The 26,659-nt window shown below is 45.2% G+C and carries 28 protein-coding genes; 11 read left to right on the forward strand and 17 right to left on the reverse strand.

The window, feature by feature from the left end; genetic code table 11:
* Positions 1 to 284: 284 nt before the first annotated feature.
* Together ACL6C3_RS09590 and ACL6C3_RS09595 are read left to right on the forward strand one after the other, a co-directional pair.
* Positions 285 to 911, forward strand: a complete 627-nt coding sequence (locus tag ACL6C3_RS09590) for a 5-formyltetrahydrofolate cyclo-ligase (protein WP_413166941.1) — start codon at positions 285 to 287, stop codon at positions 909 to 911.
* Positions 908 to 1,741 carry a carbohydrate ABC transporter permease gene (locus tag ACL6C3_RS09595; protein ID WP_413166942.1) on the forward strand — a complete coding sequence of 278 codons (834 nt, stop codon included), beginning with the start codon at positions 908 to 910 and terminating at the stop codon, positions 1,739 to 1,741. The genes ACL6C3_RS09590 and ACL6C3_RS09595 overlap by 4 nt, the downstream gene beginning before the upstream one ends.
* A 17-nt stretch (positions 1,742 to 1,758) precedes the next feature.
* On the opposite strand, the gene ACL6C3_RS09600 is transcribed toward ACL6C3_RS09595, so the two are convergent.
* The 7 genes from ACL6C3_RS09600 to glyA all read right to left on the reverse strand — a co-directional run bounded on the left by ACL6C3_RS09600 (position 1,759) and on the right by glyA (position 11,015).
* Entirely contained in the window at positions 1,759 to 4,284 is a 2,526-nt protein-coding gene (locus tag ACL6C3_RS09600; protein WP_413166943.1) for an HD family phosphohydrolase, read from the reverse strand.
* Between the two features lie 155 nt (positions 4,285 to 4,439).
* The gene (locus ACL6C3_RS09605; RefSeq protein ID WP_413166944.1) at positions 4,440 to 5,561 is read right to left on the reverse strand and encodes an ADP-ribosylglycohydrolase family protein; all 1,122 of its coding nucleotides are present in this window, start codon (positions 5,559 to 5,561) and stop codon (positions 4,440 to 4,442) included.
* A 13-nt stretch (positions 5,562 to 5,574) separates the two neighbouring features.
* The gene (gene aroQ, locus ACL6C3_RS09610) at positions 5,575 to 6,111 is read right to left on the reverse strand and encodes a type II 3-dehydroquinate dehydratase (RefSeq protein ID WP_413166945.1); all 537 of its coding nucleotides are present in this window, start codon (positions 6,109 to 6,111) and stop codon (positions 5,575 to 5,577) included.
* Positions 6,083 to 6,313 carry a hypothetical protein gene (locus ACL6C3_RS09615; RefSeq protein WP_413168464.1) on the reverse strand — a complete coding sequence of 77 codons (231 nt, stop codon included), beginning with the start codon at positions 6,311 to 6,313 and terminating at the stop codon, positions 6,083 to 6,085. The genes aroQ and ACL6C3_RS09615 overlap by 29 nt, the downstream gene beginning before the upstream one ends.
* Before the next feature lie 166 nt (positions 6,314 to 6,479).
* Complete coding sequence (locus tag ACL6C3_RS09620; protein ID WP_413166946.1) at positions 6,480 to 7,754, reverse strand: competence/damage-inducible protein A; 1,275 nt, start codon at positions 7,752 to 7,754, stop codon at positions 6,480 to 6,482.
* Positions 7,755 to 8,393: 639 nt separating this feature from the next.
* Entirely contained in the window at positions 8,394 to 9,449 is a 1,056-nt protein-coding gene (locus tag ACL6C3_RS09625; protein WP_413166947.1) for a glycosyltransferase family 4 protein, read from the reverse strand.
* A gap of 282 nt (positions 9,450 to 9,731) precedes the next feature.
* Positions 9,732 to 11,015, reverse strand: a complete 1,284-nt coding sequence (gene glyA, locus ACL6C3_RS09630; protein ID WP_413166948.1) for a serine hydroxymethyltransferase — start codon at positions 11,013 to 11,015, stop codon at positions 9,732 to 9,734.
* Between the two features lie 284 nt (positions 11,016 to 11,299).
* Here glyA and ACL6C3_RS09635 point away from each other — a divergent pair, with 284 nt between their 5' ends.
* From ACL6C3_RS09635 to ACL6C3_RS09650, 4 genes are all read left to right on the forward strand, one after another.
* On the forward strand, positions 11,300 to 11,497 hold the full coding sequence (locus tag ACL6C3_RS09635; protein ID WP_413166949.1) for a hypothetical protein: 198 nt from the start codon (positions 11,300 to 11,302) through the stop codon (positions 11,495 to 11,497).
* A 103-nt stretch (positions 11,498 to 11,600) separates the two neighbouring features.
* Positions 11,601 to 12,074, forward strand: coding sequence for a Tic20 family protein (locus tag ACL6C3_RS09640; RefSeq protein ID WP_413166950.1), 474 nt, complete (start codon positions 11,601 to 11,603; stop codon positions 12,072 to 12,074).
* Between the two features lie 116 nt (positions 12,075 to 12,190).
* Positions 12,191 to 12,556 carry a 30S ribosomal protein S6 gene (rpsF, locus tag ACL6C3_RS09645; RefSeq protein WP_413166951.1) on the forward strand — a complete coding sequence of 122 codons (366 nt, stop codon included), beginning with the start codon at positions 12,191 to 12,193 and terminating at the stop codon, positions 12,554 to 12,556.
* 348 nt (positions 12,557 to 12,904) lie between these two features.
* Positions 12,905 to 13,462, forward strand: coding sequence for an Npun_F5560 family protein (locus ACL6C3_RS09650; RefSeq protein ID WP_413166952.1), 558 nt, complete (start codon positions 12,905 to 12,907; stop codon positions 13,460 to 13,462).
* A 143-nt stretch (positions 13,463 to 13,605) separates the two neighbouring features.
* On the opposite strand, the gene ACL6C3_RS09655 is transcribed toward ACL6C3_RS09650, so the two are convergent.
* Positions 13,606 to 13,950: an STAS domain-containing protein gene (locus ACL6C3_RS09655; protein WP_413166953.1), complete on the reverse strand. Its 345-nt coding sequence runs from the start codon at positions 13,948 to 13,950 to the stop codon at positions 13,606 to 13,608.
* A gap of 213 nt (positions 13,951 to 14,163) precedes the next feature.
* Between ACL6C3_RS09655 and ACL6C3_RS09660 the strand changes: the two genes are divergently transcribed.
* Entirely contained in the window at positions 14,164 to 14,784 is a 621-nt protein-coding gene (locus ACL6C3_RS09660) for a DedA family protein (RefSeq protein ID WP_413166954.1), read from the forward strand.
* Positions 14,785 to 14,905: 121 nt separating this feature from the next.
* On the opposite strand, the gene ACL6C3_RS09665 is transcribed toward ACL6C3_RS09660, so the two are convergent.
* The 6 genes from ACL6C3_RS09665 to ACL6C3_RS09690 all read right to left on the reverse strand — a co-directional run bounded on the left by ACL6C3_RS09665 (position 14,906) and on the right by ACL6C3_RS09690 (position 20,143).
* Positions 14,906 to 15,514 (reverse strand): hypothetical protein, encoded by a 609-nt coding sequence (locus ACL6C3_RS09665; RefSeq protein ID WP_413166955.1) that lies wholly within the window; start codon positions 15,512 to 15,514, stop codon positions 14,906 to 14,908.
* Between the two features lie 339 nt (positions 15,515 to 15,853).
* Positions 15,854 to 16,471: an RloB family protein gene (locus ACL6C3_RS09670; RefSeq protein WP_413166956.1), complete on the reverse strand. Its 618-nt coding sequence runs from the start codon at positions 16,469 to 16,471 to the stop codon at positions 15,854 to 15,856.
* A gap of 20 nt (positions 16,472 to 16,491) precedes the next feature.
* Positions 16,492 to 17,691: an AAA family ATPase gene (locus ACL6C3_RS09675; RefSeq protein ID WP_413166957.1), complete on the reverse strand. Its 1,200-nt coding sequence runs from the start codon at positions 17,689 to 17,691 to the stop codon at positions 16,492 to 16,494.
* 12 nt (positions 17,692 to 17,703) lie between these two features.
* Positions 17,704 to 18,654, reverse strand: coding sequence for a lysophospholipid acyltransferase family protein (locus ACL6C3_RS09680; protein ID WP_413166958.1), 951 nt, complete (start codon positions 18,652 to 18,654; stop codon positions 17,704 to 17,706).
* A gap of 163 nt (positions 18,655 to 18,817) precedes the next feature.
* On the reverse strand, positions 18,818 to 19,519 hold the full coding sequence (locus ACL6C3_RS09685) for a lysophospholipid acyltransferase family protein (RefSeq protein WP_413166959.1): 702 nt from the start codon (positions 19,517 to 19,519) through the stop codon (positions 18,818 to 18,820).
* A 24-nt stretch (positions 19,520 to 19,543) separates the two neighbouring features.
* Positions 19,544 to 20,143: a sulfite oxidase-like oxidoreductase gene (locus tag ACL6C3_RS09690; RefSeq protein ID WP_413166960.1), complete on the reverse strand. Its 600-nt coding sequence runs from the start codon at positions 20,141 to 20,143 to the stop codon at positions 19,544 to 19,546.
* A 306-nt stretch (positions 20,144 to 20,449) separates the two neighbouring features.
* On the opposite strand from ACL6C3_RS09690, the gene ACL6C3_RS09695 reads away from it, so the two are divergent.
* Both ACL6C3_RS09695 and ggt read left to right on the forward strand, forming a co-directional pair.
* Positions 20,450 to 20,677 carry a hypothetical protein gene (locus ACL6C3_RS09695; RefSeq protein WP_413166961.1) on the forward strand — a complete coding sequence of 76 codons (228 nt, stop codon included), beginning with the start codon at positions 20,450 to 20,452 and terminating at the stop codon, positions 20,675 to 20,677.
* Between the two features lie 39 nt (positions 20,678 to 20,716).
* Complete coding sequence (ggt, locus tag ACL6C3_RS09700) at positions 20,717 to 22,492, forward strand: gamma-glutamyltransferase (RefSeq protein WP_413166962.1); 1,776 nt, start codon at positions 20,717 to 20,719, stop codon at positions 22,490 to 22,492.
* A 377-nt stretch (positions 22,493 to 22,869) separates the two neighbouring features.
* On the opposite strand, the gene ACL6C3_RS09705 is transcribed toward ggt, so the two are convergent.
* From ACL6C3_RS09705 to ACL6C3_RS09715, 3 genes are all read right to left on the reverse strand, one after another.
* Positions 22,870 to 23,961, reverse strand: coding sequence for an ISAs1 family transposase (locus tag ACL6C3_RS09705; protein ID WP_413160293.1), 1,092 nt, complete (start codon positions 23,959 to 23,961; stop codon positions 22,870 to 22,872).
* Between the two features lie 382 nt (positions 23,962 to 24,343).
* The gene (locus ACL6C3_RS09710; RefSeq protein WP_413166963.1) at positions 24,344 to 25,726 is read right to left on the reverse strand and encodes a hypothetical protein; all 1,383 of its coding nucleotides are present in this window, start codon (positions 25,724 to 25,726) and stop codon (positions 24,344 to 24,346) included.
* A 268-nt stretch (positions 25,727 to 25,994) separates the two neighbouring features.
* Positions 25,995 to 26,183 (reverse strand): hypothetical protein, encoded by a 189-nt coding sequence (locus tag ACL6C3_RS09715; RefSeq protein ID WP_413166964.1) that lies wholly within the window; start codon positions 26,181 to 26,183, stop codon positions 25,995 to 25,997.
* Between the two features lie 99 nt (positions 26,184 to 26,282).
* Between ACL6C3_RS09715 and ACL6C3_RS09720 the strand changes: the two genes are divergently transcribed.
* Positions 26,283 to 26,435, forward strand: a complete 153-nt coding sequence (locus ACL6C3_RS09720) for a hypothetical protein (protein ID WP_413166965.1) — start codon at positions 26,283 to 26,285, stop codon at positions 26,433 to 26,435.
* A complete protein-coding gene (locus tag ACL6C3_RS09725; protein WP_413166966.1) occupies positions 26,432 to 26,638 on the forward strand; it encodes a hypothetical protein in 207 nt (68 codons plus the stop codon). Before ACL6C3_RS09720 ends, ACL6C3_RS09725 begins: the two co-directional genes overlap by 4 nt.
* The last annotated feature ends 21 nt before the right edge of the window (positions 26,639 to 26,659 follow it).

Consider the following 26,659-nt stretch of genomic DNA (forward strand, 5'->3'; position numbering starts at 1 on the left):
GTTCGCTTCCCTCACAGTTGACTTGACTTTTGACCGAAGACTTCCTATGATTTTTCCAGATTTAAAAACCAAGTTACAGGAATTAAAAATAACCGAAAGCCATCTAAAATTCTCTGAATTCTCCGGGTCTAAGTTTGGGGTTTATCTCCAAAAAATCCGTATAATTTGATTGAATTTCCGATGAACAATCGGAGTATTTTTGTCAGAAAAATGAGAAAAGACTTAATTCCCTATTGTCATTTGGAAAATTTTTGTTCAAACTAGAACTTAATGATTATCGTCTTATGATTTCTAAGATAGATCAAATCTCTATCAACCTCGTGAACCAACCGCAAACTCCACAAAGTAAAAATCAACTTCGTCGAGAACTGCTACAAATTCGCCAGTCGATGTTAGCAGAAGATTGGCGAGAAAAGAGCGATCGCATTTGTTCTCATTTGCAAGCTTCAGCCCGATTTCAACAAGCCAAAACAATTTTAGCTTATGTGAGCTTTCGTCAAGAACCCGATCTCAGTCGTTTGTTTGCAGAAACCAGCCGAGAAGGAACAAAAATTTGGGGCTTTCCCCGATGCGTAGAAAAATCTCTCGTTTGGCACCAATGGAAACCGGGAGAACTCCTACAAACAGGGGCTTATGGAATTTGGGAACCCCACGCCGACTTACCGATGATAAGTGCTTCTCAAGTGGATTTAATTTTGGTTCCGGCGGTGGCTTGCGATCGCCGGGGATATCGTTTAGGATACGGTGGAGGATATTATGATCGGATGCTTAGTTCGACCGAATGGCAATCGATTCCAACTATCGGAATTGCGTTTGATTTTGCTTATTTTACCGAGTTACCGATTGACGATTGGGATCGACCTTTAAGTGGAATTTGTACAGAAGTTGGGTTAAATTTTCAAGCAGAATGAATTGGAAATCGGCAAAAATCCAGAGATTTAAACATTATTTCCTCCTGGGTGCGATCGCGATTTTTATGCTGTTTCCGCTGTTGTGGTTGTTGAGTACGGCGTTAAAATCGGGAAGCGAAAATATCTTTCAATTTCCGCCTCAACTTTTACCTAGCGAACCGACATTTGATAATTTTATCAAAGTCTGGCAAACCAACCCAATGGGGCGTTATCTCGTTAATAGTATCATTGTTGCCAGCCTAACGGTCGAGTTCAATCTGTTATTTTGTGGGTTGGCCGCTTACCCCCTAGCGCGATTAAATTTTCGGGGACGGGATGGCATTTTTACGGCAATTATAGCCACGATTATGATCCCGTTTCAAATTGTAATGATTCCCCTGTACGTTTTAACGGTACAATTGGGATTAAGAAATAGTTATTTCGGCTTAATTTTTCCGAGTATGGCTTCTGCCTTTGGCATTTTTTTGCTCAGACAAGCATTTCTCGGTGTACCCAAAGAACTCGAAGAAGCCGCCCGGATGGATGGATGTTCCGAACTCGGAATTTGGTGGAACATCATGCTTCCGGCGGTGCGACCGGCTTTAATCACCTTAGGAATTTTTGTGTTTATCGGGTCATGGAGTGACTTTCTGTGGCCGTTATTAATATTAGATCAACCCGAATATTATACCCTGCCTTTGGGAGTCGCCAAATTAGCGGGAACCTTCTCTTTAGATTGGCGTTTGGTGGCGGCGGGAGCGGTAATTTCCATCGCACCCGTTTTATTATTATTTCTATTACTCCAACGCTATATCGTCCCCACAGATGCCGCAACCGGTGTCAAAGGATAATTAAGCTTAAATTAAGCCTATCGAGAAGAAAAGACCCCCTTCGGATAAGCAATACGTTTGTGGTTAACCTGTTCCCAAACCCGAACAAAAATTTCGGCAATTCTAGCCATTTCTTCACGAGAAAGTCCGGAGTCTACCAACTGATTATCTTGCCATCTCGCCCGGAGAATTTTATTCACCATTTGTAAGGCTTCTTCGTGGGTAGCATCTTTGAGACTTCGCAACGCCGCCTCACAGGAATCCGCCAACATCACAATTCCGGTTTCTTTCGACTGAGGAATCGGCCCATCATAGCGAAAATCTTCTTCTCGCACCACAATAGAAGGATCTTCTTTAGCTCGCTGTTGGGCTTGATAATAAAAATAAGCAATCAGCATTTTACCCTGGTGTTCGGGAATAAAAGCTTGAATGGCTTTCGGTAAACGATAACGACGGGCCATCGCCAACCCTTCACTGACGTGTTTTTTGATAATTCTGGCACTTTCCCAGGGGTCATTAATTTCGTCGTGTTTGTTTGGCCCTCCCATCTGATTTTCAATAAACCCGAGAGGATCGTGCATTTTACCAATATCGTGATAAAGGGTGCCGGTTCTCACCAGTTCCACATTACAGCCCAAAGCTTGAGCGGCTGCTTCTGCCAAGGTTGCCACAAACATTGTATGCTGAAAAGTGCCTGGGGCTTCGGTTGCCAAACGTTTGAGTAAGGGTCGATTGGGATTGGCCAGTTCTGCCAAGCGAATCGGGGTGATCAGGTCAAAGACGTGTTCGAGATAGGGACTTAATCCCAAAGCCACCACACTCCAAGCCAACCCTTCGAGAACTTGTAGAACAAATTGGCGCAACAAAATAAACCAGATCGAACTCACGGTTGTCCCCACCACCGTTACCGTTACCAGGAGATAAACGGCACCTTGAGTGAGACCGACCGCCCCGCCCAACAGGGCCAGTTCTTCGCGCGATCGCAATTGTCCGGCCAATAAACTGCCCAAAATCCCCCCCGCAGCGGTGGCTAGCAGGGGAATCATTTCCACATCCAGACCAATGGGAATCATCGCCGAGAGCAAACTGACGACCGTTACACCGACCGCCGAACCGTAGAAGCTACCGGCCAACAAACCGACGGCAGGTAAACCGGTAGAAGGAACCTTAAGCAGCACCAGCAGCGGGGTACTGAGAGTCAGCAGCAACAGGAGTAAATAGTCTCGGTGGCGCAGACTGGGGCGGAACCGTCTGCCGACATACAAAACCACGACTACAGCCCCAGTCACCAGGGTTGTAAACGCCAGCAAGCCTTTCCAATTGATGCCCCGTTCGCTTTTGTTAAAATGATCGAGCATCACGAACTCGCGTTGGGTAATTTTTTCGCCCTCACGAACGATCACATCGCCCCGACTGATGGTCACGACCACCGGATCGACGCTTTCGGCGGCCAGTTCAGCCCGTCTGCGGGTGGCATCGCGATCTTCGATCAAATTGCTTCGCAAAGCGGTGATTAACAGCCGAGCGGCAAATTCTTGGGATTCTGGGGGGACGGCGGTTTCAAGCTGAATCTTGACGGCTTGTTCGAGAATTTCGGCGGGCAATCCGGGGGCGATCCCCTGACTGAGCATTTCTTTGGCGACTTGCAGGATACCGACTTGGGTTTGTTCCCAGGTGTCATCGGACCAGTCGAGGAGCGATTTATTATAAAAGTTGGTTTTATCGGAGGGTAACTGTTTGGAAAAGGTTGTATAGGCTTTAGCATAACGCTTGCGACCATCGGCAATTTCGGCCTCCAAAGCGGAAAACTCAAAGGCTGAGGCTCGTTTGCCATAACCTCGCAGTTGAGCATATGCTTTCGCCCGCAGTTGTTCGACGGTTTCTAGTTGGGAGGATGAAAATTTGTTGCTCGGGATGGATAAACGGGTTGAGGTGTTGAGATTGAGTTGGGGTTGTACGGTGGTTTGTTTGACTTGGGCCAGTAACTCTTTCCACTGCCACTCGGGAATGCGGCGCAGATAGGATTGGACGTCGGTGGAGAGAACTCCAGAATCGACGTAGGGGAAAGGTCGGGCCAGATCTCTGACTTCCTCACCTTGATCGAGTACGGTTTGGATTCTTTGGTTGATTTCTTGGTTGACTTGGGGATTGAGGACTAAAACGGGTACAACGCCGTAGAGGGCTTCTTTGCGCCTTTCCTCTGTGGTTTTTGTATCGGTCAGCATGGCATCGGTCGGCGCTATAATCGTCTCCGGGGCTTCACGGCCGACTGCCAGTTTCGGTTGGTTGTAGAAGCGAACACCCATTACTCCCGTTAGAGAAACAACGGCGAGAAAGATTAGGGCTGGAGAACCTGCCTGTGGAGACTTGGAGGGCTTGCGCTTGAAGTTGTTGGCAGAAATCTTTTCCCCTTTGGAGTCGTCAGAGGGCGATCCCGAAGGGCGGTGCTGCGAGCCATCCGCATTGCGATTTTCGGTGTCGATCCCATTGACTCGCAACGACGAGTGCTGAGTACGGCTACGAAGCCGTTCAATCTGCCGTGTGATTAACTGGAACGTGTTCATCTATATCGAAGCTAGATTCTAGAGTGCAGCCGTGTCATATCAATTCTAGAGTACAGATTTCGGATTTTGGGATGGGATCTCCTCAGACTTGAGTTCAATAGAGTTTACTGGTTCCAGCCTTTTTTCCCAACTCGATCCCTTTACCCGAATTAGGATTAAGGTTGATTCATCCCGTTTGCTGCTGATACCGCTAGAGTGGGATGAAGGTTTTGAAATAGTCGATTGGCTGTATTATAAACCCCAGACCAAACGGCGAATAGCTCGTTTGCCTGTTGCAAAAGTTCTCCGGTTGTCCCTGCTGCTTCTGTCGTGATCCCGGATCCGGATGAGGCTGTTGTTTTCACTTGCATTTGCCAGGATACCGGAAAGCTGCTTAAACTGTTGTAAGCGCCCGATAACGCTCCGGTTAGCGCCGTCGCCCTTGGACTGGCTCCACTGAGTTCAACGGTTCGCAAGATCGCGATCGCTGGATCGTGGGGTGTTCTCACAAAGCTGTAAAATGCTACGGCGATCGCGCTGGTCTCCTCTACACCGTGATCCGCTTGGCTGGCATTTTTCAGCAATTCTTCTCGGGCTGTTTCTAGACTGGCTTTCTGTTGAGCTAACCTCTGCACCTGTTGCAATTGTTTACACCAGTCGCTTGGCCGATGATTGAGACGATCAAGCAGGTGCGGAATTAGGCTTTCTGGGTCGAGGTCTTCTTTGAGTGCTAAAGCGATCGCCAGACTAAAAGTTTGTACGGCTTCTTCTAAAACCACAGCGGGGGCTGAATGCTGCCAAACTTTGATTGCTTCAGTAAGTTGCTGTTGCAGTTCCTCGGGCTGTTCGTGAAAGTACAGGGCGATCGGTAGCATCGCCAGAGCGACTTCACCTGCGGACAGCGGGTAGATCTCACCGGAAAATCCGGCTGCCAATCTTCCCGGGTTTACGGTCTGTGTACGGGAGGCTTTTATCCTCTGTTGCTTTTGGTCTTGCCATTCCTGAGCGCTGCGATCCCAATCGACTCGGTTTAAACCCTGGCATCTAATCAGGCTGCGAGTCATTTGAGCAACCAAGCTTTGTTCATCGGTGGCTGCGAATTTCTCCTCTTGCCGTTCGGATGAACTTCTCCACCATCGATGCTTCTTTAAGTTTACCAAAATTTCTGATTTCTGATGCCTTTCTGGCGGCGAAGAAACCGATTTGCACATTGATCGATCTTCACACCGAGTTAGCTGACTTGCCAACGACACTCCCGCCAGTGTTCCCTCAAACCGACTCAGCAATGAGTATCGCATCGCGTCGCTCTCCTTATTCGCTCTGGACTGGAGAAGGAGACGGGGGCTGCTTTTGGGTCTGACCCAGGTATCGCACTAACGCTTGCAGTCCCAAAATATAGCTGTCTACACCAAAACCACTGATCTGTCCCAGTACAACAGGTGCTATGTAGGAGTGATGCCGGAATGGTTCACGACGATAGATGTTGCTCAAATGCACCTCTACGGTCGGAATCCCTACTGCGGCGATGGCATCTCGAATCGCAACACTGGTATGGGTGTAAGCTGCTGCATTAATAATTAAGCCCTGGTGCTGGTCTGGTGCTGATTGAATCGCATCCACCAGGACTCCTTCATGGTTAGACTGTAAAAACGACACTGCAAACTCATGCAATTGCGCTTCTTGCTGCAACCGTTGATTAATTTCCGCTAGTGTTGTCGTTCCATAAATCCCCGGTTCTCGCTGACCTAATAAATTTAGGTTGGGGCCGTGCAGCACTAAGAGACTTGGCAATTTTGAAACTTCCTGCAAAAGCTGAATCCTAACATTTGCGGCGGCGCTGAAGATCATCAACGGGAACCGGAATCGGCTCGGCTTCTGGCTGAGTTTGGGGGCCTAAGAGGGCTTCTATCAATTCCCTCGCCCACTCTTTCAGTTTTTCCAGCACTTTTTCAATGTATTCCATTGCAAAAATGGCTCCTTGCTGTACACCGACTACAACTTGACTGATGGAGTTAATTCCTAGCTTAAACAGGCACTGCTGCTCAGTCAATGAGTCAAACCTGAATAAACTCTACAAATTTCAAGCCGAACAGACGGTTCTATCCTAGCTTGTTTGACAATTTGTATTTATATCATCATAACGAATCTTCATATGTTTGTGCAAGATTACTCACGAAGATCGAAAATCCTAATCACTCTTTGGGCATTGATCAACTTCAATTAATCAATGGGGGTAGTGAGGCGGACTGAAGCCGACGTCGCAATAAATCCAGGGCCGAACTTGCACTGACGCGCTGTATCCACTCTCGCCCCCGCGAATTTCCAAAGAGAAACTTAAAACTTGTTGCTTGTCCGTCGGGTCCGGCCAAACCCATATAAACCAGTCCTACCGGCTTAGTTTCCGTCCCGCCACCGGGTCCGGCTATTCCGGTAATACTCAAACCCCAGGTTGTCTTTAACTGCGATCGCACGCCGAGGGCCATTTGTTCGGCGACAACCTCACTGACCGCCCCCCACTGTTCGAGATCCTCCCGATTAACACCCAGCATAGCGGTTTTCACCGCATTATCATAGGCAATAATCCCGCCCCGAAAATAGTTTGAACTCCCGGCTACACGGGTAATCATCTGACCCAAACCCCCACCCGTACAAGATTCTGCTACAGCTAAAGTTGAATGGGTTTGCTGTAACAGTTGACCGACCACGGAAGCCAGAGTATCCTCATCGCGGCCATAACAGTCCAAACCGGCAATGTCTTTAATCTGCTGTTCTATCGGGGCAATAAGCTGTTCTGCGGCATCTACAGAGTCAGCAGATGCGGAAATTCTCAGCTTAACTTCCCCATAATTAGCATAAGGCGCGACCGTCGGATTGTTTAAATCCAGGTAGCTAGAAACTTTTTCAGCCAAAGCCGACTCAGCCACCCCCCAAAATCTCAGGGTGTGACTGCGAATTATCCCCCGACACCAACCCTGACTTCGCAAGTAGGGAACGGCTATTTCCTGCCACATTCGCTTCATTTCGGCTGGAACACCGGGAAACGTCAAAATTGTCAGTTTGTCGGAGCGGGGTTGCCAAATAATCCCCGGAGCGCTACCAATGGGATTGGTTAGAATCTCCGCACCTTGAGGAATTAAAGCTTGCTTGTGATTGCTCGGTGACATGATTCGTCCCCGTTGGGCAAACTTTTGACGAATATCTTCAAGAATATCGGGACGTTCGATCAAAGGCACCCCAAAAAAATCGGCAATGGTTTCGACGGTTAAATCATCGGGAGTCGGCCCCAAACCCCCGGTAAAAATCAGCAGTTGAGAGCGTTGAGAAGCAATGCCAATCACTTGTTTAAGGCGTTCTCGGTTATCGCCGACAACCGTTTGATAGTAATGAGCAATTCCCAACTCGGCAAGCTGTTTCCCGAGAAACTGAGCATTGCTATTGAGAATATCACCGAGCAGGAGTTCTGTCCCGACACAAATAATTTCAGCAGTCATTCCCCGACCATTCCGTTATGGGTTCGCTGTAATCTATTGTCTCAAAAGAGGGTGTTAGAGGGAATAGGGGAGGTGGGGAGGTGGGGATGGGTAACGGATGGGTTGAGTGTGGTTTTTTTGGGTTAATGATGCTTGGAAACGGATGGGTTATCGGTGGGAAGACAGTGAACAGTGAACAAGTACCGTGCAGTGACCAGTCAAGAGTACCATGCTAGTGATAACTGATAACTGGTGAAGCACTGCGGACTTGGCGGTTTCCGTATCGGAGCGCGAACTCGCGACTTGGCGGTTTCCGTCGAGAGCGAAGTTCGCAAGAGAGCAACTGCTGTTCGCGCAGCGTCTCCGCAGGAGATACCCGAAGGGTAACTGATAACTGCCCCTTTCCCCTTCCCCCTATTGCCTTCTGCCTATTGCCTCTCTTACAAACTTCGCTCTCGTGGCATCGTTCCTTCAACTCTGTGAACCAGAGCAACGGACTTTGCGCTCGCGACTATTCCGCCTCTCTTGGTCGGCATTCGCGATTCGCCCGCAGGTGGCGCGGTGAACCAGTGCGTTGGGCGGGTTCCCCGACTTAAAGCAACTGGTGAACCCGAAGGGGGTCCGACCGCAAGTCGCGAATTTGCGCTATTGCCTATTCGCTTACTTTGCGTGTTTCAAGGCTTTCCAACTGGTATAACCGAGTAAACCGGTCGCTCCGAATGCGTAAATCAAACCACTGGGAAGACCCGAAAAAGCTAAAGCAACCGTTCCCACCCATAACGTGAGAGAATAGATAAATAAAACCGTCAAACGTTGGGAGAGTCCGGCTTTGAGCAACCGATGATGCAAATGACGTTGATCGCCGATAAAGGGAGATTTACCATGACGCAACCGATCCAAAATCACCGCCGACATATCCAAAATCGGCACGGCTAAAATAATGTAAGGCAGTAAAACCGAAGTGACGACCGTGGTTTTCACCAAACCAATCACCCCGACGGCCGCTAAAGTAAAGCCGAGAAAATAAGAACCGCCATCTCCCATAAAAATCTGAGCGGGATTGAAATTATAACGCAAAAACCCTAACGCACCGCCAGCTAAAGCCGCCGCAATTAACGCCGCCGCCGGTTGATCCATCTGCAAGCTAACGATGAGCATCACAAAGGCGGCAATCCCCGAGACTCCAGCGGCCAAACCGTCGAGGCCATCGATCCAGTTGATCGCATTTGCCATCCCGACCAACCAAATAACGGTAATGGGTAGACTCCACCAACCAATATGAACTAACCCAACAAAAGGAATGGTCAGAAATTCAATATTAACTCCCACCATCCAAGCTAAACTCGACACTGTAATTTGAAGCATCAGGCGAGTGACGGGGGAAAGGCTAAACAGGTCATCTGCTAAACCTATTAAAAAGAAGGCTAAACCGCCAATAGTAACTCCCCAGATTTCATATTCTTGTTCTACGCCGAGCGGTTGGCCGTTGGCATCAATAAATCCTCCCGACCACCAAACCACGAGTAAACCGACCAGGGTACCGAGATAAATCGAAATGCCGCCTAAACGAACCATTGGACGTTGGTGAACTTTGCGATCGCCGGGCTGATCGACACGTCCACTTTTGATGCCCAGGATCTTGACGACGGGTGTCGTCCCCAGGACAACCAGTGCAGAAACGATAAAAACGAGCAAATGGTACAGATGGAGAGGCATCTGAAATTATGGGGGTGCAAAACATTGTGCAGGGAACAAGCAGACTCAAGCCCAGAGGGGATCGGGACCGCGATCGCAGATCGACGGATGAGATTGCACTCCAAGAGCATTGAGTGTTGCTTTGCGTGATTGGCTTTAAAAATTAAAGCGTCAGGCAGAGTCTACTACATTTTTGCTCGTTTCTACCAAAGAACCCGGAATTGGAAATAAATTAGCAGAGGGGAGTCGAGGGAAATGGGGGAGTTTACCCACATTAACCCGGACTCCGCGATCGCCGACTGTTTAAGCCAAAGCGGGGACTTTTACACTCAGATGGGGATAGAGGGGAAAACGTTCGCAGAGGGATTCTACCCGCTGACGACAACTTTGAGCAACGGCTTGGTCTTCGGGGTTGAGCAGGCGCTCGGCGATGATGTCCCCAATTTCGGTAAATTCTCCGGTTCCCATGCCTCGGGTTGTCATGGCCGGAGATCCCAGTCGCAGCCCGCTGGTGACAAAGGGAGACTCGGGATCGAAGGGAACGGTATTTTTATTGGCGGTGATATTGATTTCGCTGACGAGTTTATCGGCCTGTTTTCCGGTCATACCCACCGATCGCAGGTCAACCAACATGACGTGATTATCGGTGCCGCCCGAGACGATTTTCAAGCCCCGTTTTTGTAATTGAGCGGCCATTGCTTGAGCATTTTCTATCACTTGGCCGGAATAGGCTTTAAATTCGGGTTTGAGGGCTTCTCCGAAGGCGACGGCTTTGCCGGCGATCACGTGTTCGAGGGGGCCGCCTTGGCTGCCTGGGAAAACGGCTTTATCGAATTTTTTGCCCAATTCTGGATCGCGGGTGAGGATTAAACCGCCCCGAGGTCCACGCAGGGTTTTGTGGGTGGTGGTGGTGACGACATCGCAGTGGGGAATGGGGCTGGGATGGTGTCCGGTCGCGACTAAGCCGGCAATATGGGCAATATCGGCGAGGAGGTAGGCGCCTACTTCGTCGGCGATCGCTCTAAATTTGTCAAATTCGATGATCCGAGAATAGGCGGAATAGCCGCAGACGATCAATTTGGGTTGATGCTGTTTGGCGAGTTCGAGAATTTTGTCATAGTCTAGGCGTTCGGTGTCGGGGCTAACGCCGTAGTGACAGGCTTTGAACCATTTCCCGGAGACGTTGACGGGGGAACCGTGAGTGAGGTGTCCGCCATGAGATAAGTCCATTCCCATGATCGTGTCACCGGGTTCTAGCAGGGCCAGGAAGACGGCAAAGTTGGCTTGGGCGCCGGAATGGGGTTGAACGTTGGCGTGGGCGGCTCCAAAGAGTTCTTTGGCGCGATCGATTGCCAGTTGTTCGATCGTATCTATATATTCACAACCGCCATAGTAGCGTTTTTTGGGTAATCCTTCTGCGTATTTATTGGTCAGAACTGATCCCTGAGCAGCCATGACTGCGGCGGAGGTAAAGTTTTCGCTGGCTATTAGTTCTAGGTGATCGCGCTGACGTTGCAGTTCGTGTTGAATCCCTTCGGCGACGATCGGATCGGTTTGGGCTAGGATGTCTAAGTTAGTATCGCTCACAGTAGGTTTCCTCAGATTGCAGATCTGGTATTTCAGGGAGTGTTGGCGATCGACAAGTGAGGGTTTTCCCGTTGGCTAAATCTGTTTGATTTTTTTTACCGACTGGGGGGTTCTCTTTCTCGATTTCGCTAGTCCCTGAACTTAAAGATCATAACCCTGTTTGACCAATTGTTCTAGGAGGAGAACTTCTTGACAGAATTGTTAAGTTGTGATCCAATCTCTTAATCTCTCGGGAGTCTTGCCATAAAATGAAGGGCAAAGATGCAATCTGTCGGAGGGATGATATGCTAGTGATTTTAATGGAGAACCAACTGCTCGAACCGGGGCGCGTTTGTCAGGGTTGTCCGCTTGCCGATCGCAGTGGTCAACCTCGCTGGAGAGGGGGACAACTGACTTGTGGTCATCCGGTTCGTCGGACGACTGAAAACCTTCCCAGTCAATACGAATGTCAGATGGGTTTTAGAATTGCCAATATCGAATAGAAGTTTAACCCCGACCTAAAATATAAATATTCTTGAACCTCTGCGCTATCCTGAGTTTAGAGGTAATTTAATCATTGATCAACAACACTCAGGAGAACAGATTATGACCTGGCGCGGTGATACAAGCATTCGGGATCGGATTTTTGCGGTTTTACCTTATTTGCTTCCTTTGATGTATGGGCTACAGTTTGGTCGTTTCTTATTTGTCCAATTTCCCATACTGAGTTTTATTCTGATTCCCTTAGCCCCTTTAATGTCTATCTACCAAGCCGTTCCCTTTGCTAGTTTGGTGATTTTCTTTGCTTTGTTATTCTTGGTGGTGCGAAATGACAATATTCCTCACTTCATTCGCTTCAACACCATGCAGGCGATTTTACTTGACATTATAATTTGGGTGTTCAGCATCATCCTGAGCGTTTTTGCCCCGGGACTGCCGAGCTTTATCCTACAGACTACCTATAATATGCTATTTTTGGGAATTTTCGCGGCGGTGCTTTACTCGGTGGTGCAGTCCTTGCGGGGACAATATGCCGAGATCCCATTTATCTCTGAAGCAGTCTCCATGCAAGTTCGCTAGCCCCTCACAACGGCACGCCGCCGCGATCGCCCAAAGGGTTAATCCATACTGTAAAATTGAAAGGTTCCTTGCTTCTAAGGTTTAGAAGCCTGATAGCCCATGAGGAGACTTTCTCAATGAAAGAATTTGTTTACGAAACCATGTATATCCTGCGTCCTGACTTGATCGATGAACAGGTTGATGTGGCGATCGCCAAATATCAAGACTTGTTAAAAGAACAGGGCGGAGAGAATATCCAGATTCAAAATTTAGGGAAGCGTCGTCTGGCTTACGAAATTGACGATCACCGGGAAGGTGTTTACGTTCAGATGAATTATACAGGCCCCGGTAGTCAAATTGCGGTTTTAGAACGTGCGATGCGGATAAGTGATGATGTTATTCGTTATTTGACCACAAAGCAGCCGGCTTCTCCTGTAGAGATGATACCCGCAGGGGTTGCCGAACCCGAACCCGAACAAGAGGAAGTCTCGGAACCGGCATAGCTAGGAATGATGTTAAATTCCTGAAATTGTTTGTTGTCCTTCCCTCGGTTTTTCTCCGGTTGTGGAGAGAGGGAAGGTTTCCCTTGTTGGCTCTTTTCGACTTTTAAACTTGCACCTGAGAAAAAATCTGGTATTTTAGATTGTTATGAGCAAGCGATTTCTTCTGGAGCAAGATTCTAGAAGGAATTGCGAATAAATGGCGATCGCAAGCCGACAGTCAGTTCAGGGAAAGTCAAAAGTAGATTTCGTGCTTGAGAATCAAGTTTGAGTCTGTTGAGGTGCTGCGGCTTGTGAAGATATTTAAAATGGGTATGCCATAAAGTTTATATTGAGGAGCAGTCTGTCATCGTGAGTTCATCTAACAAACCCACTCAACAAGAGCTACTTGCCGAAATTTCTCGTCTCAACGAAGAGTTGAAAATGCGCGATCAACTGGTTCAACAGCTTTCTCAAGAACTGTTTCGGTTGGTCAAAGGAAATACAGGCTTGATACCGACTCCGGAACTGTCGGAACACCAACAAGTTCAAATGAAAGCTTTGCGAGAACAACTGCAAGATGTGGAACAGCAGGTTAAGTTTTATCAAGAACAAATTACCGAGCGAGATGGCGAAGTTTATCAACTGCGCCAGTCGGTTCAAGAATTAACTGATCGTTCTCGGATGCTCGAACAAGTGGTTCAAGAACTCCCCGGCGTTTACCGTCAGAAGTTCTCAGAACGTTTGCAAGAGGTGATGGAGAAGGTCGAAGCACTCCAACGGGAAAACCGCCAACTCCACGCGGAACTGCAAAGCGTTAGCTACCGTCTGGCTCAAAAGAGTCGGCGTCCGAGCGGTTTGGATCTGCCCAGTTTCCAAGGGGGACAGCCGGGAGCGGGTGTTGATTTTCCCAACTTTAAGAACGCTTGAAACCGGTTAAAGGCTTTTTGGAATAGATATTTTAGCACCAATACAGCCAAAAATTCAACTCCTGCGTCAATACTAATTTTGCAGGAGTTTTTTAATGTTTTGGGTTGTGGTTTGCAAGACTAGAGCAAGGTGAGACTAAACCCTTAGGCAGAGAGCGGTTCAGAGTAGGTGGAGAAAATGGCTTCTAACTCATCAAAGACCTCAAAAACTCTATCGAGTTGGGTGATCTCCAAAATCAGTTTAACTGTAGCGGAGGGATGACACAGAACCAAACGACATCCTTGTTTGCGAGATGATTTTAGGGCCGTTACCAACGCACCCAAGCCGGAACTGTCGATAAACTCAACGTTAGCCAAATCAATAATCCACAGTTTAGGATCTTCGGCTTCGATCGCCAAGACTTGCTCTTTGAGATCGTTACCTCCCTGCAAGTCCAAGCGAGACTGAGGCTGTAATACAATATACTCCTGACATTCTGCTAATTTCATAACTATCACTCCCCAAGGATTATCGTTTGTTGCAAGTTCACCTTACCTTGTTTTTGACCAGGTGAGTCTGATAAAAGTTTCAACATCCTGAAAACGGACTATTCCCGAACAACTTAATTCGGATCGTTCTATTCTACTCGGGAAGACAGATTTCCGCCATCAAGATAATATAGAAGTATAAAGCTTTGCAAAAAAATATGAAGGCAGCATTGAATGTCTTTTGAGATTGTATCATTGGAAACAATCCAGGAAATTGCTCATCAGTACGGCTACTGGGCTGTTTTCCTGGGAATTGCCTTAGAAAATGCCGGGATTCCTCTCCCCGGAGAGACGATCACCTTAGTGGGGGGGTTCCTCGCCGGAAGCGGTGAACTTGACTACTGGTTTGTCCTCGGCTGTGCGATCGCCGGAGCTATCCTCGGGGATAACTGCGGGTATTGGATTGGCCGTTGGGGAGGTTGGCCGTTTTTGTTGGGTATTGGTAAACTCTTTCGGGTTTCCGAAGCCAAACTAACTGAGGTCAAAAGCCAGTTTAGCCGCAATGCTGCCAAAGCAGTCTTTTTAGGTCGGTTTGTGGCGTTGCTGCGAATTTTTGCGGGGCCACTGGCGGGTATTGCCCGAATGCCCTATTGGAAGTTCTTGCTTTGCAATGCCGCAGGTGCCGCAACTTGGGCTTCTGTAATGGTTAGTTTATCCTATTTTGTCGGTCAAGTTGTTCCTCTTGAACAATTGGTGGCTTGGGTGGCTCAATTTGCGATCGTTGCTTTAGTTTTAGTTGTCGCTTGGATCGTTATTCCGATTTGGTGGGAATCTCGCCAAGCGGATAATCTCTGATCGATTTTAGCTGAAATTGAACAACAAAAAAATAGGGGTGAGGGAAAAGAAATTTTTTGCAGCCTGTGGCGTCTTATTCCCCCACTCCATCATTTGTTATTTTTCTGAAAAGTCATTTCTATTACACCCGAACTCGTGGCTTTCTTGCTCCCACTGAAGACCCCGCGAGTGCAGCAGCTAAACCGAATAAAGAACCCAGTAAGAATGACCAAGCGGCTTTAGCACTATTAGCAGCAAAGTTTTGAAGCTCTTGAGCGGTTACATTAGGAGCTTGATTAGGAATATTAGCACCGCCGGGTTCTTGAACTTGGTTAACCACTTCTCCGGCGTTAGAAGCCAGAATACCAAAGACTCCAGAGACACCTCTTGTCAGCAGCCACGTACTCAAAGCTAAGGTAGTCGCCCATAAAATTGCACCGTTTAAAAGGGCTGTTTTATTATTCATCGGTCCGCACATTCTAGCCATCACCCACGCACCGATAAATAATGAAATGAGCAAACTAATAATTGACCAGATTCCGACCCCAGTTCCAATACTACCGGGATTTGCTCCGTTTGCACCTACTGTTAAACCGATCGCACTGCCTAAAGCGGTTAATACCAGTTGAGAAGCGATCGAAATCACAAGACCTGAGAAAATCGGACCCCAACGCACTCGATCATGATAATCGACTACTGTTTCCGTTGTTCTAGTCGGTTGTATCACGGAATCTTCTGTTCTGTAAGCCATTGTTTTTCCTCGACTTTTTTGTAAAAATCTGATCGGTGTTGTTCATTAGCAGAATTTTATAAAATCGAGTTCATCTTTATTATCTACCCTAAGGTGATGAAATAAGCTTTTTATCTAATTCTTTAGATATAAATTTTTGAGTTCTTGAGTCGAAAGAAATAACCGGCAGAAAGCTTTACATTTCTTATCGTTAGAATGGGGTTGAAAATACAGAAATTGGGGTCGGGGATGGTATAATTTGTGGTGATTGCTTGAATTTGAGTTGTCGCTTGGCTGCTGATTCCGATGGATTTGGGAATCTAGCCCGGGGGATAAGCTCTAGATGTTGTTAAATAGATTTTATTGAGCAATAAATCGATTTAATTGTTCAACTAATAAATGAACGGTTGTTGAGGGATTGTCTCGTACTGGATGAGGAGAAGGATACTGATCGAGTAGCTTTTTAGCATTGCGAATTGCATCGGCTTGTCGGCTTTTTAGTTCTTCGTAAATTGTCTCACTATTTTTTTGATAGCGATGATCGAGTAACTGACTCAACATCCGTTTATATTCGCGGCGAGGAATAGCAGTATCATAAAAATTGAAGTGGAGTAAATACCAAATTTCAAATCCTTCGTTGGAGTAAGCAACGTTAATGTTATTTTTTTCAGCAAGTTCTATCGCCCGATTAAATTTTTGGGCGGGGAAAGAATCGCGATCAAAAACACACCAAACTTGATCGTAGTTTCCTTCTTGTTTTAATAAAATTGCTTTGCGTACAATTCCTAATGTATTATCTCCGATTCCGTAAATATCTAGCCATTCTTCGGGAATGGGAAAACTTTTAAAATAATTGGGTTCTGTTTTTTCTCCTTCACAAACAATCAAAAATCGTTCAAACTTTAAATCTCGGTTGGCGACTTTACGTTCTAAATATCCTCGATTTCTGGTTTGTGAACCTCCTTCTTTATCGTGCATCTGGCTAGTTTTAGTTCGGTTTAAAACGGAATTCCGCCATATTTTCCTAAAAGATAATCTTGATCGTAGGAACTATCATTTTTTATTTTAAATTCGGCTAAAGCATATAACTCGGTTTTGCCGATATTTTCTTTAATATCTTTGGCGGTGAACCAAATTTGATCGCGTCTAAACAGTTTGGGATTGAGTAAACTGGTATCATAGGCGGTAAAAATAAGTTGGGCATTTTGAGGGTTTGTTTCTCGCTGATGAAACAGTTCAATAATGGTTTTGGTAATTAGCGGATGTAAGTTGAGATCGAGAGAATCTATAAAGATAACTTTACCGGAATTTAAGACATCTACTAAGATTATAGCGAGTTGTAAGAGTTTTTGAGTTCCTCGGGATTCTTCTTGATATAAATCAAAGCTTTGGGATGTAGTTTGCTGTTTGTCTGGATGATAGCGAGAACGAATAATTTTGACGGGGGGTTTACTTCGGGTATTGTCGGATAAGGATTCTATTTCAATGTTGTCTATTCCTAAATTAAATCGTTTTAAAAATTGGAGAATCTGTTCTTTGTACTCAGGATTTATCAAAAGTTTAACGGTTGTATTGTTAATTATTTCTCGGGGAAACTCAGGAATGATTTCGAGGTTGTGATGAAACCATTTCCACAGGGGTTGCATAATCGGGATATTAAATTGATCGGTAAAAGAAAGCAGTAAATTTTGAGGTTTAATTTGCGGCGTGAGTTCAGGAATTGTCGGAAACGGGGGAAAGAATTCAAACTGATTGAGTTCTCGTTTCAATAATGTTATTTCTTGGTCTTCGGGAACATAGTATAGCCATTCTGCGAGAATTTCTTCGGTATTGATTTCAAAGCCGTAGCGATAAATTATTTTGTCAATTACAACGACTATTTCAAACTGAGAAGGTTGGTTGAGGGTTGCTGAGTTGAGGCGAAAGGGTTTGACGGGAAAGGTAGCATTTAAAGTTGGGTTTTCAACGGAGTCTAACACCCAATGACTCATAAAATTAAAGGCTTGAATCAGATTACTTTTTCCGCTAGAATTCGCCCCGTAGATTACGCTGGTTTTCAGCAAACTAAGCTGACGATCAATTTTTACACTATTGTTGCGGAGTTTTTTGTCGGGAATGGGAATTTTAGCTGTCACTAAACTGAAGGTGACAACATCTTGAAAAGAGAGATAATTCCCAACACTAAACTCAACTAGCATTCAAAACTCCATTTACCACAACATATGATTTAGAAAGTTACTAAATAATTTCACTTCATCCGGTTCTTGATAATTTTTAGGTAATAAATCCAAAAGGGCGGCTTGTAAAGTGTCTAACGCCATTTGTATATCTTTGGGTTTGGGTCGGTTGTTTTGCGGAAAAATCAGCGGTTGACCAAAACGAATGGTGAGTTCTTTGTATAAATAAAGGTTTTTTGTGCCAATAATTCCGACGGGTAAAATCGGGATTCCGGTTTTTAACGCATAGATGACTGTTCCCCGTTTTAGAGGAAGAAATAACTCGCCTTCTTGAAGTCCGAGTCGCCCTTCAGGAAAGATAAGAATTCCTTTGTTTTCTGCAAAAAGTCCCTGTACAATTCGTTCGAGTCGTCGCAAACTTTGTATGGAGTTTCCTTTGTGAACGTCCCGTTCAATGGCTGCGGCTAATTCGGTTAAATGTTCTTCTCCGGCTTGGGCTGCTTCTAAAACGGCTATTTCTTCTTTCCAAATGCGTTCGATGGGTATTGTTCCGCCGCTAAACCGCAAAAATATCCGTTTCCAAAATTTGTTGTAAAGTGTGCGAGCATCCCCTAAAATATAATAGTAGGGTTGATAGGGAATTTCCGATAAAATTAGAAAAGGATCGATATGGCTGAGGTGATTGGGTGCGATGATAACGGGTTCTTTTGGCAGGCGATCGCGACCTTCTATTTTAACCCGAAATAAACTCCGAATCAAACTCCGAATACACAGCCAACGTATCCAACCCCGCAGTTTTAGGCTGGATTTTTGTTGAATTAAAACTTCGGTTTGATGCAAGGATTTTTCGACAATGGCCTCGGCATTGAGTAACTGGGCGGCTTCCAAACCTTGTTGGGCGCGTGTAATGGTATCTTGTGTTAAAGGGGGTAAGATCAGGGGTTGAGTCTTGGATAGGGGTTGAGAAGGAACATTTGTATTCATGTAATAAATTGCGAGAATAGAGGTGTTGTCTCGCAGTTTAATTGATTGAGTTGTAAATTGAAATTAATTGTCAATACTTTTGTTAACTGTCACACCCTCCGGGGGCTAAAAGTGTATGTATCTTAGCACAAAATTGCTAATTTTGTAGACTTTTAATCAACTGTCACAAAAGTTCGGAAGGGGGTTGATGTAAATTTTTGAGCGATTCTTTTAAATCATTAGTTAACTGTCGAGTTGCTTTTTTAATGGAATCATCTTGATATTCTCTCACATTCAAAGGGGTGCCAATATTCACCCAAACTTTACACCCCATTGGCGGGGGTGCGGGATGTTGATAATAAATGCTGACGGGAACAATTTTTAAACTCAAATCTGATTGATTGGAAACGGCTTGTAGGGCAATTCTAGCAACTCCGGGCTGTATTTGATCGATTTTATTCCCTTCGATAATATGCCCTTCGGGAAACAAAACCAAAACCTTTTGATTTTCTAACAATTCGATACTGTAACGAATACTGGAGGTTGTCGGACGATCGCGATCGACGGGAAACCCGCCCAAACGACGCACAAACCAACCTTGTATTCCCTTGGTTTGATTTAACAATACCATGTAGCGCAGATCTCGCCCCGTTACCGTGCGACCGGCGGCATAGGCTAAAAGAATGGGGTCCCAACGCGATCGATGAGTCGGGGCGAAAATCACGGCACCTTCACTGGGTAAGTGTTCCTGTCCGTTAATCTGAATTCTACCAAAAAATATCGGTAAAACCAGATTGCCAAACAGGAAATAAGCCAAAGGAGTCAGCCAGGGGGAGATTTCTGAGTTAATATTAACTCCATTGGTTTGCGAGGCGATATCGGACATAATTCCTCCAACGTTTTGAGGATATTAAAATAAACCGCTATAACGTTCTTCTGCCCAAGGTTCGCCCCGTTTATGATAACCGTTGCGTTCCCAAAATCCTAGCGCTTCTTCGTTTAGAAACTCCAAACCGTTAATCCATTTTGCGCTTTTCCAAGCATACAAATGAGGAACAACTAAACGCAAAGGACCACCATGATCGGGGGGTAAAGGTTCATCAAAAAGGGTATGGGCGAAAAAGTTTTCTTCTCGCAAAAAGTCGTCTAAAGCGATATTCGTGGTATAACCTCCGTAGCAATGTTCCATGATGTGAATTGCTTTAGGATGGACTTCAACCTGTTTCATAAAGTCAGTCACTTTAATTCCCCGCCATTTCACATCCAGCTTTGACCAACGGGTAACGCAGTGAAAATCGGCGGTAAACTCACTTTGAGGCATTGCCATGATATCAGACCAGGTGAAGGTCTTGGGCGTGGCTGAACCCCAAATTTTAAATTCCCAGTCTTGGGTGCTAATTTGGGGTGTTTCTCCGTAGGTGAGGACGGGAAATCCTTTGGCGAGGTACTGACCGGGAGGTACGCGATCGCTTTGTTCGGGTTCGGGCTTGTTGAAAAATTTGCCTAGCATTGCTTAAACTCGATAGCAATCTTGATGCAATGTTAGTATATCGCAGCAGATGGGGAAGATGGTAAACGGATGAGTTGACGCTTGGTTATCAGGGTTAATGCTTTCAGAAACGGATGGGTTGACGGCTGGGTTATCAGGGTTAACGCTTGGTCACTGGTCACTGGTCACTGATAACTGATAACTGCCTGTTGCCTTCTTTCTGGGCTGAAGCCCAACAACGCAATAACGAACCCGGAACGTTAAGGTGCCATTTTTGTCAATTGTTGATTATACTGTGATGAATAGAATGTGAAGAAATGAAAAGTTATGACTGCACAATTCATTATTCCTCTAGTTATCTGCTTTCTGGCGGTTTGGGTGACTTTGGGCGATCCCCTGGGAACCCCGAAAGAATTGACCTGCCTGCTGGCGTCTTTCGTCGGTGTGGTGTGCGGACTTTGGTTTTTTGTCGCCGCCCCCTGGGTCTTGCAACTCGGTTTTACGGTGATGCTGCTGGCTTCCAGCAATTTTTTACCAAAGACAGTTTTACGCTAAGATCAGCACTGCAAAGATCGCAGAGGATTTTCAAATTCGGTGCAGCTTCAGCTTAGAATTGCTCGATGGCGTTCGTATTTACGACTTTTCCAGAGTTTTATTTGTTTACTTATTCTTATTGGGGCAACTGGGTGTGAATCTCAACTGAATGTTGCCGAGTCTGAACGCAGCCGACAGGGTATGGTGGTTTCTGCCGATCCGTTGGCGAGTGAAGCCGGTATTGAGATGTTAAGACGGGGGGGTAACGCCATTGATGCGGCTGTAGCCACAACGTTTGCTATCTCTGTTGTTGAACCGTTTTCCGCCGGTATTGGCGGAGGCGGCTTTTTGTTAGTGGGTTTTCCGCCAACGACTCCACAAACGGGGGAAGACTACACGGTTCAAGCCCTCGATTTTCGCGAACGGGCGCCGAAAGCTGCCACACGCGATATTTACCTCGACGAAGCGGGGAATGTTAAGCCTAGAGCGAGTTTGGACGGACATCTCGCCGCCGGTACGCCGGGAACGGTTGCGGGTCTTTACACCGTTCATCAATATTACGGAAAGTTGCCCTGGGCGACGGTGGTTAAGCCGGCGATCGCTTTAGCCGAGAACGGTTTTCCCGTTGGGGATTATTTTCTCAGATCGGTTGAACGGCGTCAAGAGGTAATTTTGAGCAACCCCGCAGCGAAAGCAATTTTTACTCGCAACGGGGAATTTTATCAGCCGGGTGAGGTGTTAATTCAAAAGGATTTGGCAACGACGTTAAAGAAAATTGCTGAAGATCCGAACAGTTTTTATCGGGGAGAAATTGCTGAGGCGATCGCCGCAGATATGGCAAAAAATGGCGGTTTAATTACTTTAAATGATTTAAAAGCCTATACTCCGATTTGGCGAAAGCCGATTTGTGGTGAATTTCGCGAAACTCAAGTGTGTTCGATGCCTCCGCCTTCTTCGGGGGGCGTGCATTTGGTTCAGATTTTAAATATGATCGGAGATACTAACTTAAAACGTTGGGGAAGACAAGACCCGAACACGCTGCATTTGTTGGCTGAAGCGATGCGAATTGCTTACGCGGATCGGGCGACTTATTTGGGCGATCCGGATTTTGTGACGGTACCGACAGAAGGTTTAACGAGTTTACCCTACGCGACCGAACAGCGTCAAGCGATCGACATGAACAAAGCCAGACTTTCAACGGAGGTAAAACCGGTTGATGAGGCGACTTTAAAGCGTTATTTTTGGGAGTCTGCGGAAACGAGTCATTTAACGGTTGTCGATAACGAACGCAATGTGGTTAGTTTGACGTTTACTATTAACGGGAGTTTTGGCGCCGCTGTGGTTGCCGAGGGGACGGGAATTTTGTTAAATAATGAGATGGATGATTTTGCTGCGGCGCCGGGTGTTCCCAATTTGTTCGGGTTGGTTGGGGGAGAGGCGAATGCGATCGCCCCGTTGAAAACGCCGTTATCGAGTATGAGTCCGGTTATTGTTACGAAAGATGGAAAGTTTGTGATGGCGGGGGGTTCGCCGGGTGGGAGTACCATTATCACCACGTCGCTACAACTGGTGTTAAATGTGGTTGAGTTTGGGATGAATGCGGGTGAGGCGGTATCGGAACCCCGAATACATCACCAGTGGCTACCGGATAAGTTAATTGTTGAAAAGGGGAGAATGAACCCGGAAACGTTGGATGAGTTGCGGCGTCGCGGACATAATATTGATGAATGGGACGGTTGGGGTAATGCAAATTTAATCCGAGTAACGGGAAATGGTGTGTTGGAAGGGGCTGCCGATCCGAGGCGGGAAGGGGCGGCTATTGGGCTTGAAAATTAGGGGTTAAAAACCTCTTTTTAAACGTCTTAGATCCCCCCTTGCCCCCCTTAAAAAGGGGGGGTAAAAATCTACATGAAGTCCCCATTTTCAAGGCGGGTTTAAATCTACATGAAGTCCCCATTTTCAAGGCGGGTTTAAATCTACATGAAGTCCCCCTTTTTCAGGGGGATTTATATCAATTTTTTATGAAGCTGCATCTAATTTATCCCCCCTTGCCCCCCTTAAAAAGGGGGGTAAAAATCTACATGAAGTCCCCATTTTCAAGGGGGGTTTAAATCTACATGAAGTCCCCCTTTTTAAGGGGGATTTAGGGGGATATCAGCGGGATTTGGGTTGAGAATCTACTTGAAGTCCCCCTTCTCAAGGGCAGGGCCGTTTCATTCTAACAAAATCCAAAGCCTAGACCACCTGTTATTAAGCCATCTTTGACCCTCTGTAATTGACACAAAGCCTAAAAGTCTAAAAAGATTAATTGCAATAGTTTGAAGAATCGATAAATTCGTTCGTGCTTGAAAGTGAGCTATAGAAGAATCATCTTCTTTGAAGATCACATCCTTGACCCAATGCAAGCGATTTTCAATTTGCCAATGACCTTTTATTTTTTCAGAAAAATAATCGGCTTTTTCCCAAACGCTACTGATGTAGTAAGCGACTTGATGATAGTCCTTTTTACCTCTTTTACCCCATCTTTCAACTCGGATTAAGCTTTTAATTTCATACCAACTAGATTTCAGGGAATCTATACTCTTGAAGACAGCTACTTGGCGTTGAATTTGGCGACCATGACTTTTATCTTGCTCTATCTTGATACTCAAAGGCTCTTGATTGTGGGCGACAGACTCTAGAGCTTGATACAATTTTTTTTGATTCTTTTTGACGGTGATTAAGTAGTGATTTTTTGATTCAATAATTTTTTTAACGGTTTGCTTTTGGCAGTGCAAAGCATCCAGAGTAAATACTTGATTCTTCAGGGGAAAATCTTCGATGATTTCTTGGACTTGCTTAATTTCTGAACAGCGTTTGTTCTCAAAGCAATTTAATCCCAATACAACTTGATATTCTTGACTGTACAAGGAAACAAATGAAACAAAGTTTTGATGAGAGTTGCCAAAATTGTCTACAGTGCTGCCTAAGCTTTTGCCATCAATACAGACCCAATCCCTCAAATCATCAGATTCACATAGACTACTAGACCATTGATTAAAAATGTCCTGAAGATTTGACCAGTCTACTCCCATCAGAACTCGTCTTATGGTTGATGAAGATGGAACTTTTGGGGATGAAATCTTAAATTTTTTAACAATTAGCTGTTGATTGGCTTTGGCAAAATCTCCCATCGCTCTATACCCTAAGTATCCCTGCATCGCTGCCAAAATTACTATCAATAGCACCAACCATAATGGATGCCTTCTGCCCTGGCGGCGGCGAAAGTCCTTGACTTTTTTAAGTTCTTTAATTAGACTATCCATAGATAAAATTTAAGAAAAAACTGGCGATTGCTATCATTTTACATCCGGCGCGATCGCCAGTTTTATTGTTCAATTCCCGCCTTTAAGAATCAGAGTGGAACAAGCCGTTTGAGTCAGGCGATCGCTATGTTTTTCTAAGATTTTAGGTGTTCTGAAGAAAAAAGGGGTGAAACTGCTTCCAATTTTAGCTCCTCGCGATCGCAAAATTTTAGAATGAAACAGCCCTGCTTCTCAAGGGGGGTTTAAATCTACATGAAGTCCCCCTTTTTAAGGGGGATTTAGGGGGATCTAACCGGGATTTGGGTTGAGAATCTACTTCAAGTCCCCCTTTTTAAGGGGGATTTAAGGGGATCAATTATCTGTTTTATTTTGTTTTTTTTCATCAAAAACCCGTCAATTCAAAGGCAGGTTCAAGGATAAAATATCCGCCAACAGCAGAGGATTCGGGTAATGCTGCGACTTCTTTTTCAAATTCAGAGGGTTTCATTTGATCATGTTTTAACAGTTCGTATTGGGAGACGTAACCTTCAAAAACTTCGCTCCGAGCCATTAATTTTCGCAGGGCTGGAATCACCAGGTTTTTCTCTTTTTCCAAACCAACACCAACATTTTGATTAAGACCAGATTTACCTTTTCTCAAAAGACCTTTAGAATACCAAAATTCGTTAATATGATTGCGTCTCAATTCTTCAATCCAAAACAGTCCTTTCTCATCTTTATATGCAAAATCCAACCATTTTGTTAACTCTAAAACTAAAACATCATCAACAAAATCGCTTGCTATAAAACGTTGGGGATACTCTCCAATCAGAAGTTCTTTGGCAATTCGTCGGGCTTGAGTTTGCCAAAATAAGTTCATTTCCTTTATTTCTTGTAAAGCAATTTCAAGCATTCCTAATTCAGCCGTACATCTTGCATGGGCTAATGCTGTTAGCGAAAAATATTCCTCATTAGCCATTGCCATCTCAATTGTATTAGAGTGGGATAAAAGCTCCTGATAGCGCATATTAATCTCGCCCAGTTTTTTGCGGGAATCGTGCAGAATTGTATGGCGATGTTCAACCGGAATATTATCATCGGCTTTTAACAGTTCTTTGAGAGCATAAAAAAGCTGTGCGCGTTCGGTAGTTTCTAAAAAAGATTTTATTTCCTTAACGTCTTTTTGGATTTCTTGCAGCTTATTATCGATGGCGTTTAGTCGGTTATTAATAACAGCAAAACCAACACAACTGACTGCTAGATTCAAACCCGATAAAATTGTTGTACCTGTTGCGATTTGAAGAAGTTGTTGAGTCACCTGTGAAAGTGAATTAACCTGACCCGACAACTCAAATAATTGATCGGTGTTCAATTGAGCAATTTCTTTAATTTGTCGAGTTTCTCCTTTAACTTGTTCAAGTTGAACATTGGCAATAATTCCAGGAATTAAATTAAGCCCTGAAAGAGCAGCACCGAAAGGATTTAACGCTGTACCTGTTGTCATCTTAAGAAGTTGTTGAGTCATCTGTGAAAGTGAATTAACCTGACCCGACAACCCAAATAGTTGAGCATTAGCAGTAATTCCAGAAATTAAATTAAGCCCTGAAACAGCACCACTGAGGGGATTGAGTGGAGATGCTACTAAATGTCGAACAATTTGACCTGCATTTTCTGTTCCCGCAGCCCAACGAATTACACCGCCATAATCCTTGTATTTTCCAGTTATTAAACCCATAATAACTTCAGGGGGAATTGCTCGAACAACCGTCCATCCTGGAATAACCATGTTTGTTAACCTCTAGAACTCAACCCATTACCATTACCCATCCAAAATCCTGTTCAAAAAAACAATTTAATTTTGATTAGGATTCTCTTTTTTATCCGTCGTTACTATTATCAACCATCCCAATCAAACATACAATTAGTGATTGTACGGAATTTCGATAAATTGGGTTGTATCAAAAGTTTTCAGCAACTCCGAAAATTTACGGTTTTGCACTCATCCTGAATACGGTATAGTTTACGCTTTGAGATTGTCACAGGCGATCGCATTGTTACTCTTCGAGATTGTACCGTTCTATCAATTCTTGAATGTCACTTTCTTCTAAATAGCGGTCAATCGCCTCACCGACAACCTTATTCATAGAACTAGCCTTAACCCCTGCTAGGCGTTTCAACAGGTGATACACGTCTTCTGAAACGGTTATCTTTAATTGCTTCTGATCGGCTTTCCTAGCGTTCATATCTCAACAGGGAATTGACTTCTAGTAATTTTCCTGTATTATGGGAAGTTAGTGGTGTATATACACCACTTTTTAGAAATACGCTTTGAGGATTAACCGATGGTTACACTTACCGATGATGAAGTGGCGTTGATCAAGTCGATTCTGATCGCAGTCCGAAAAATCAAGGTTCGGGACATTGATCAGGCGTTGGTGATGCTGTCGAAAGGGGAAACAGCCAAAACCATTCAGAAACGGAGGGTAGAAAAATGATTGTGTTGACAGACGAACAAGCGATCGCGGTTCACCGCTTGCTAACTTCTGTTTTGTTGAATGAATCCTATCAAATTTCGGATGTGGAAAATGCGATCGTTTGGCTTTCACCAGAAAACAGGCAAATTCTTTGTGCATTTGATTCGCTGTGGTCGAAAAATTTAGCGCAAGAAATTGTCAATGAGTTGAGAAATCGACCCTAATTTTTTAGAATATTTGACAGG

The organism is Capilliphycus salinus ALCB114379 (assembly GCF_047276495.1).
GTDB lineage: Bacteria > Cyanobacteriota > Cyanobacteriia > Cyanobacteriales > Microcoleaceae > Capilliphycus > Capilliphycus salinus.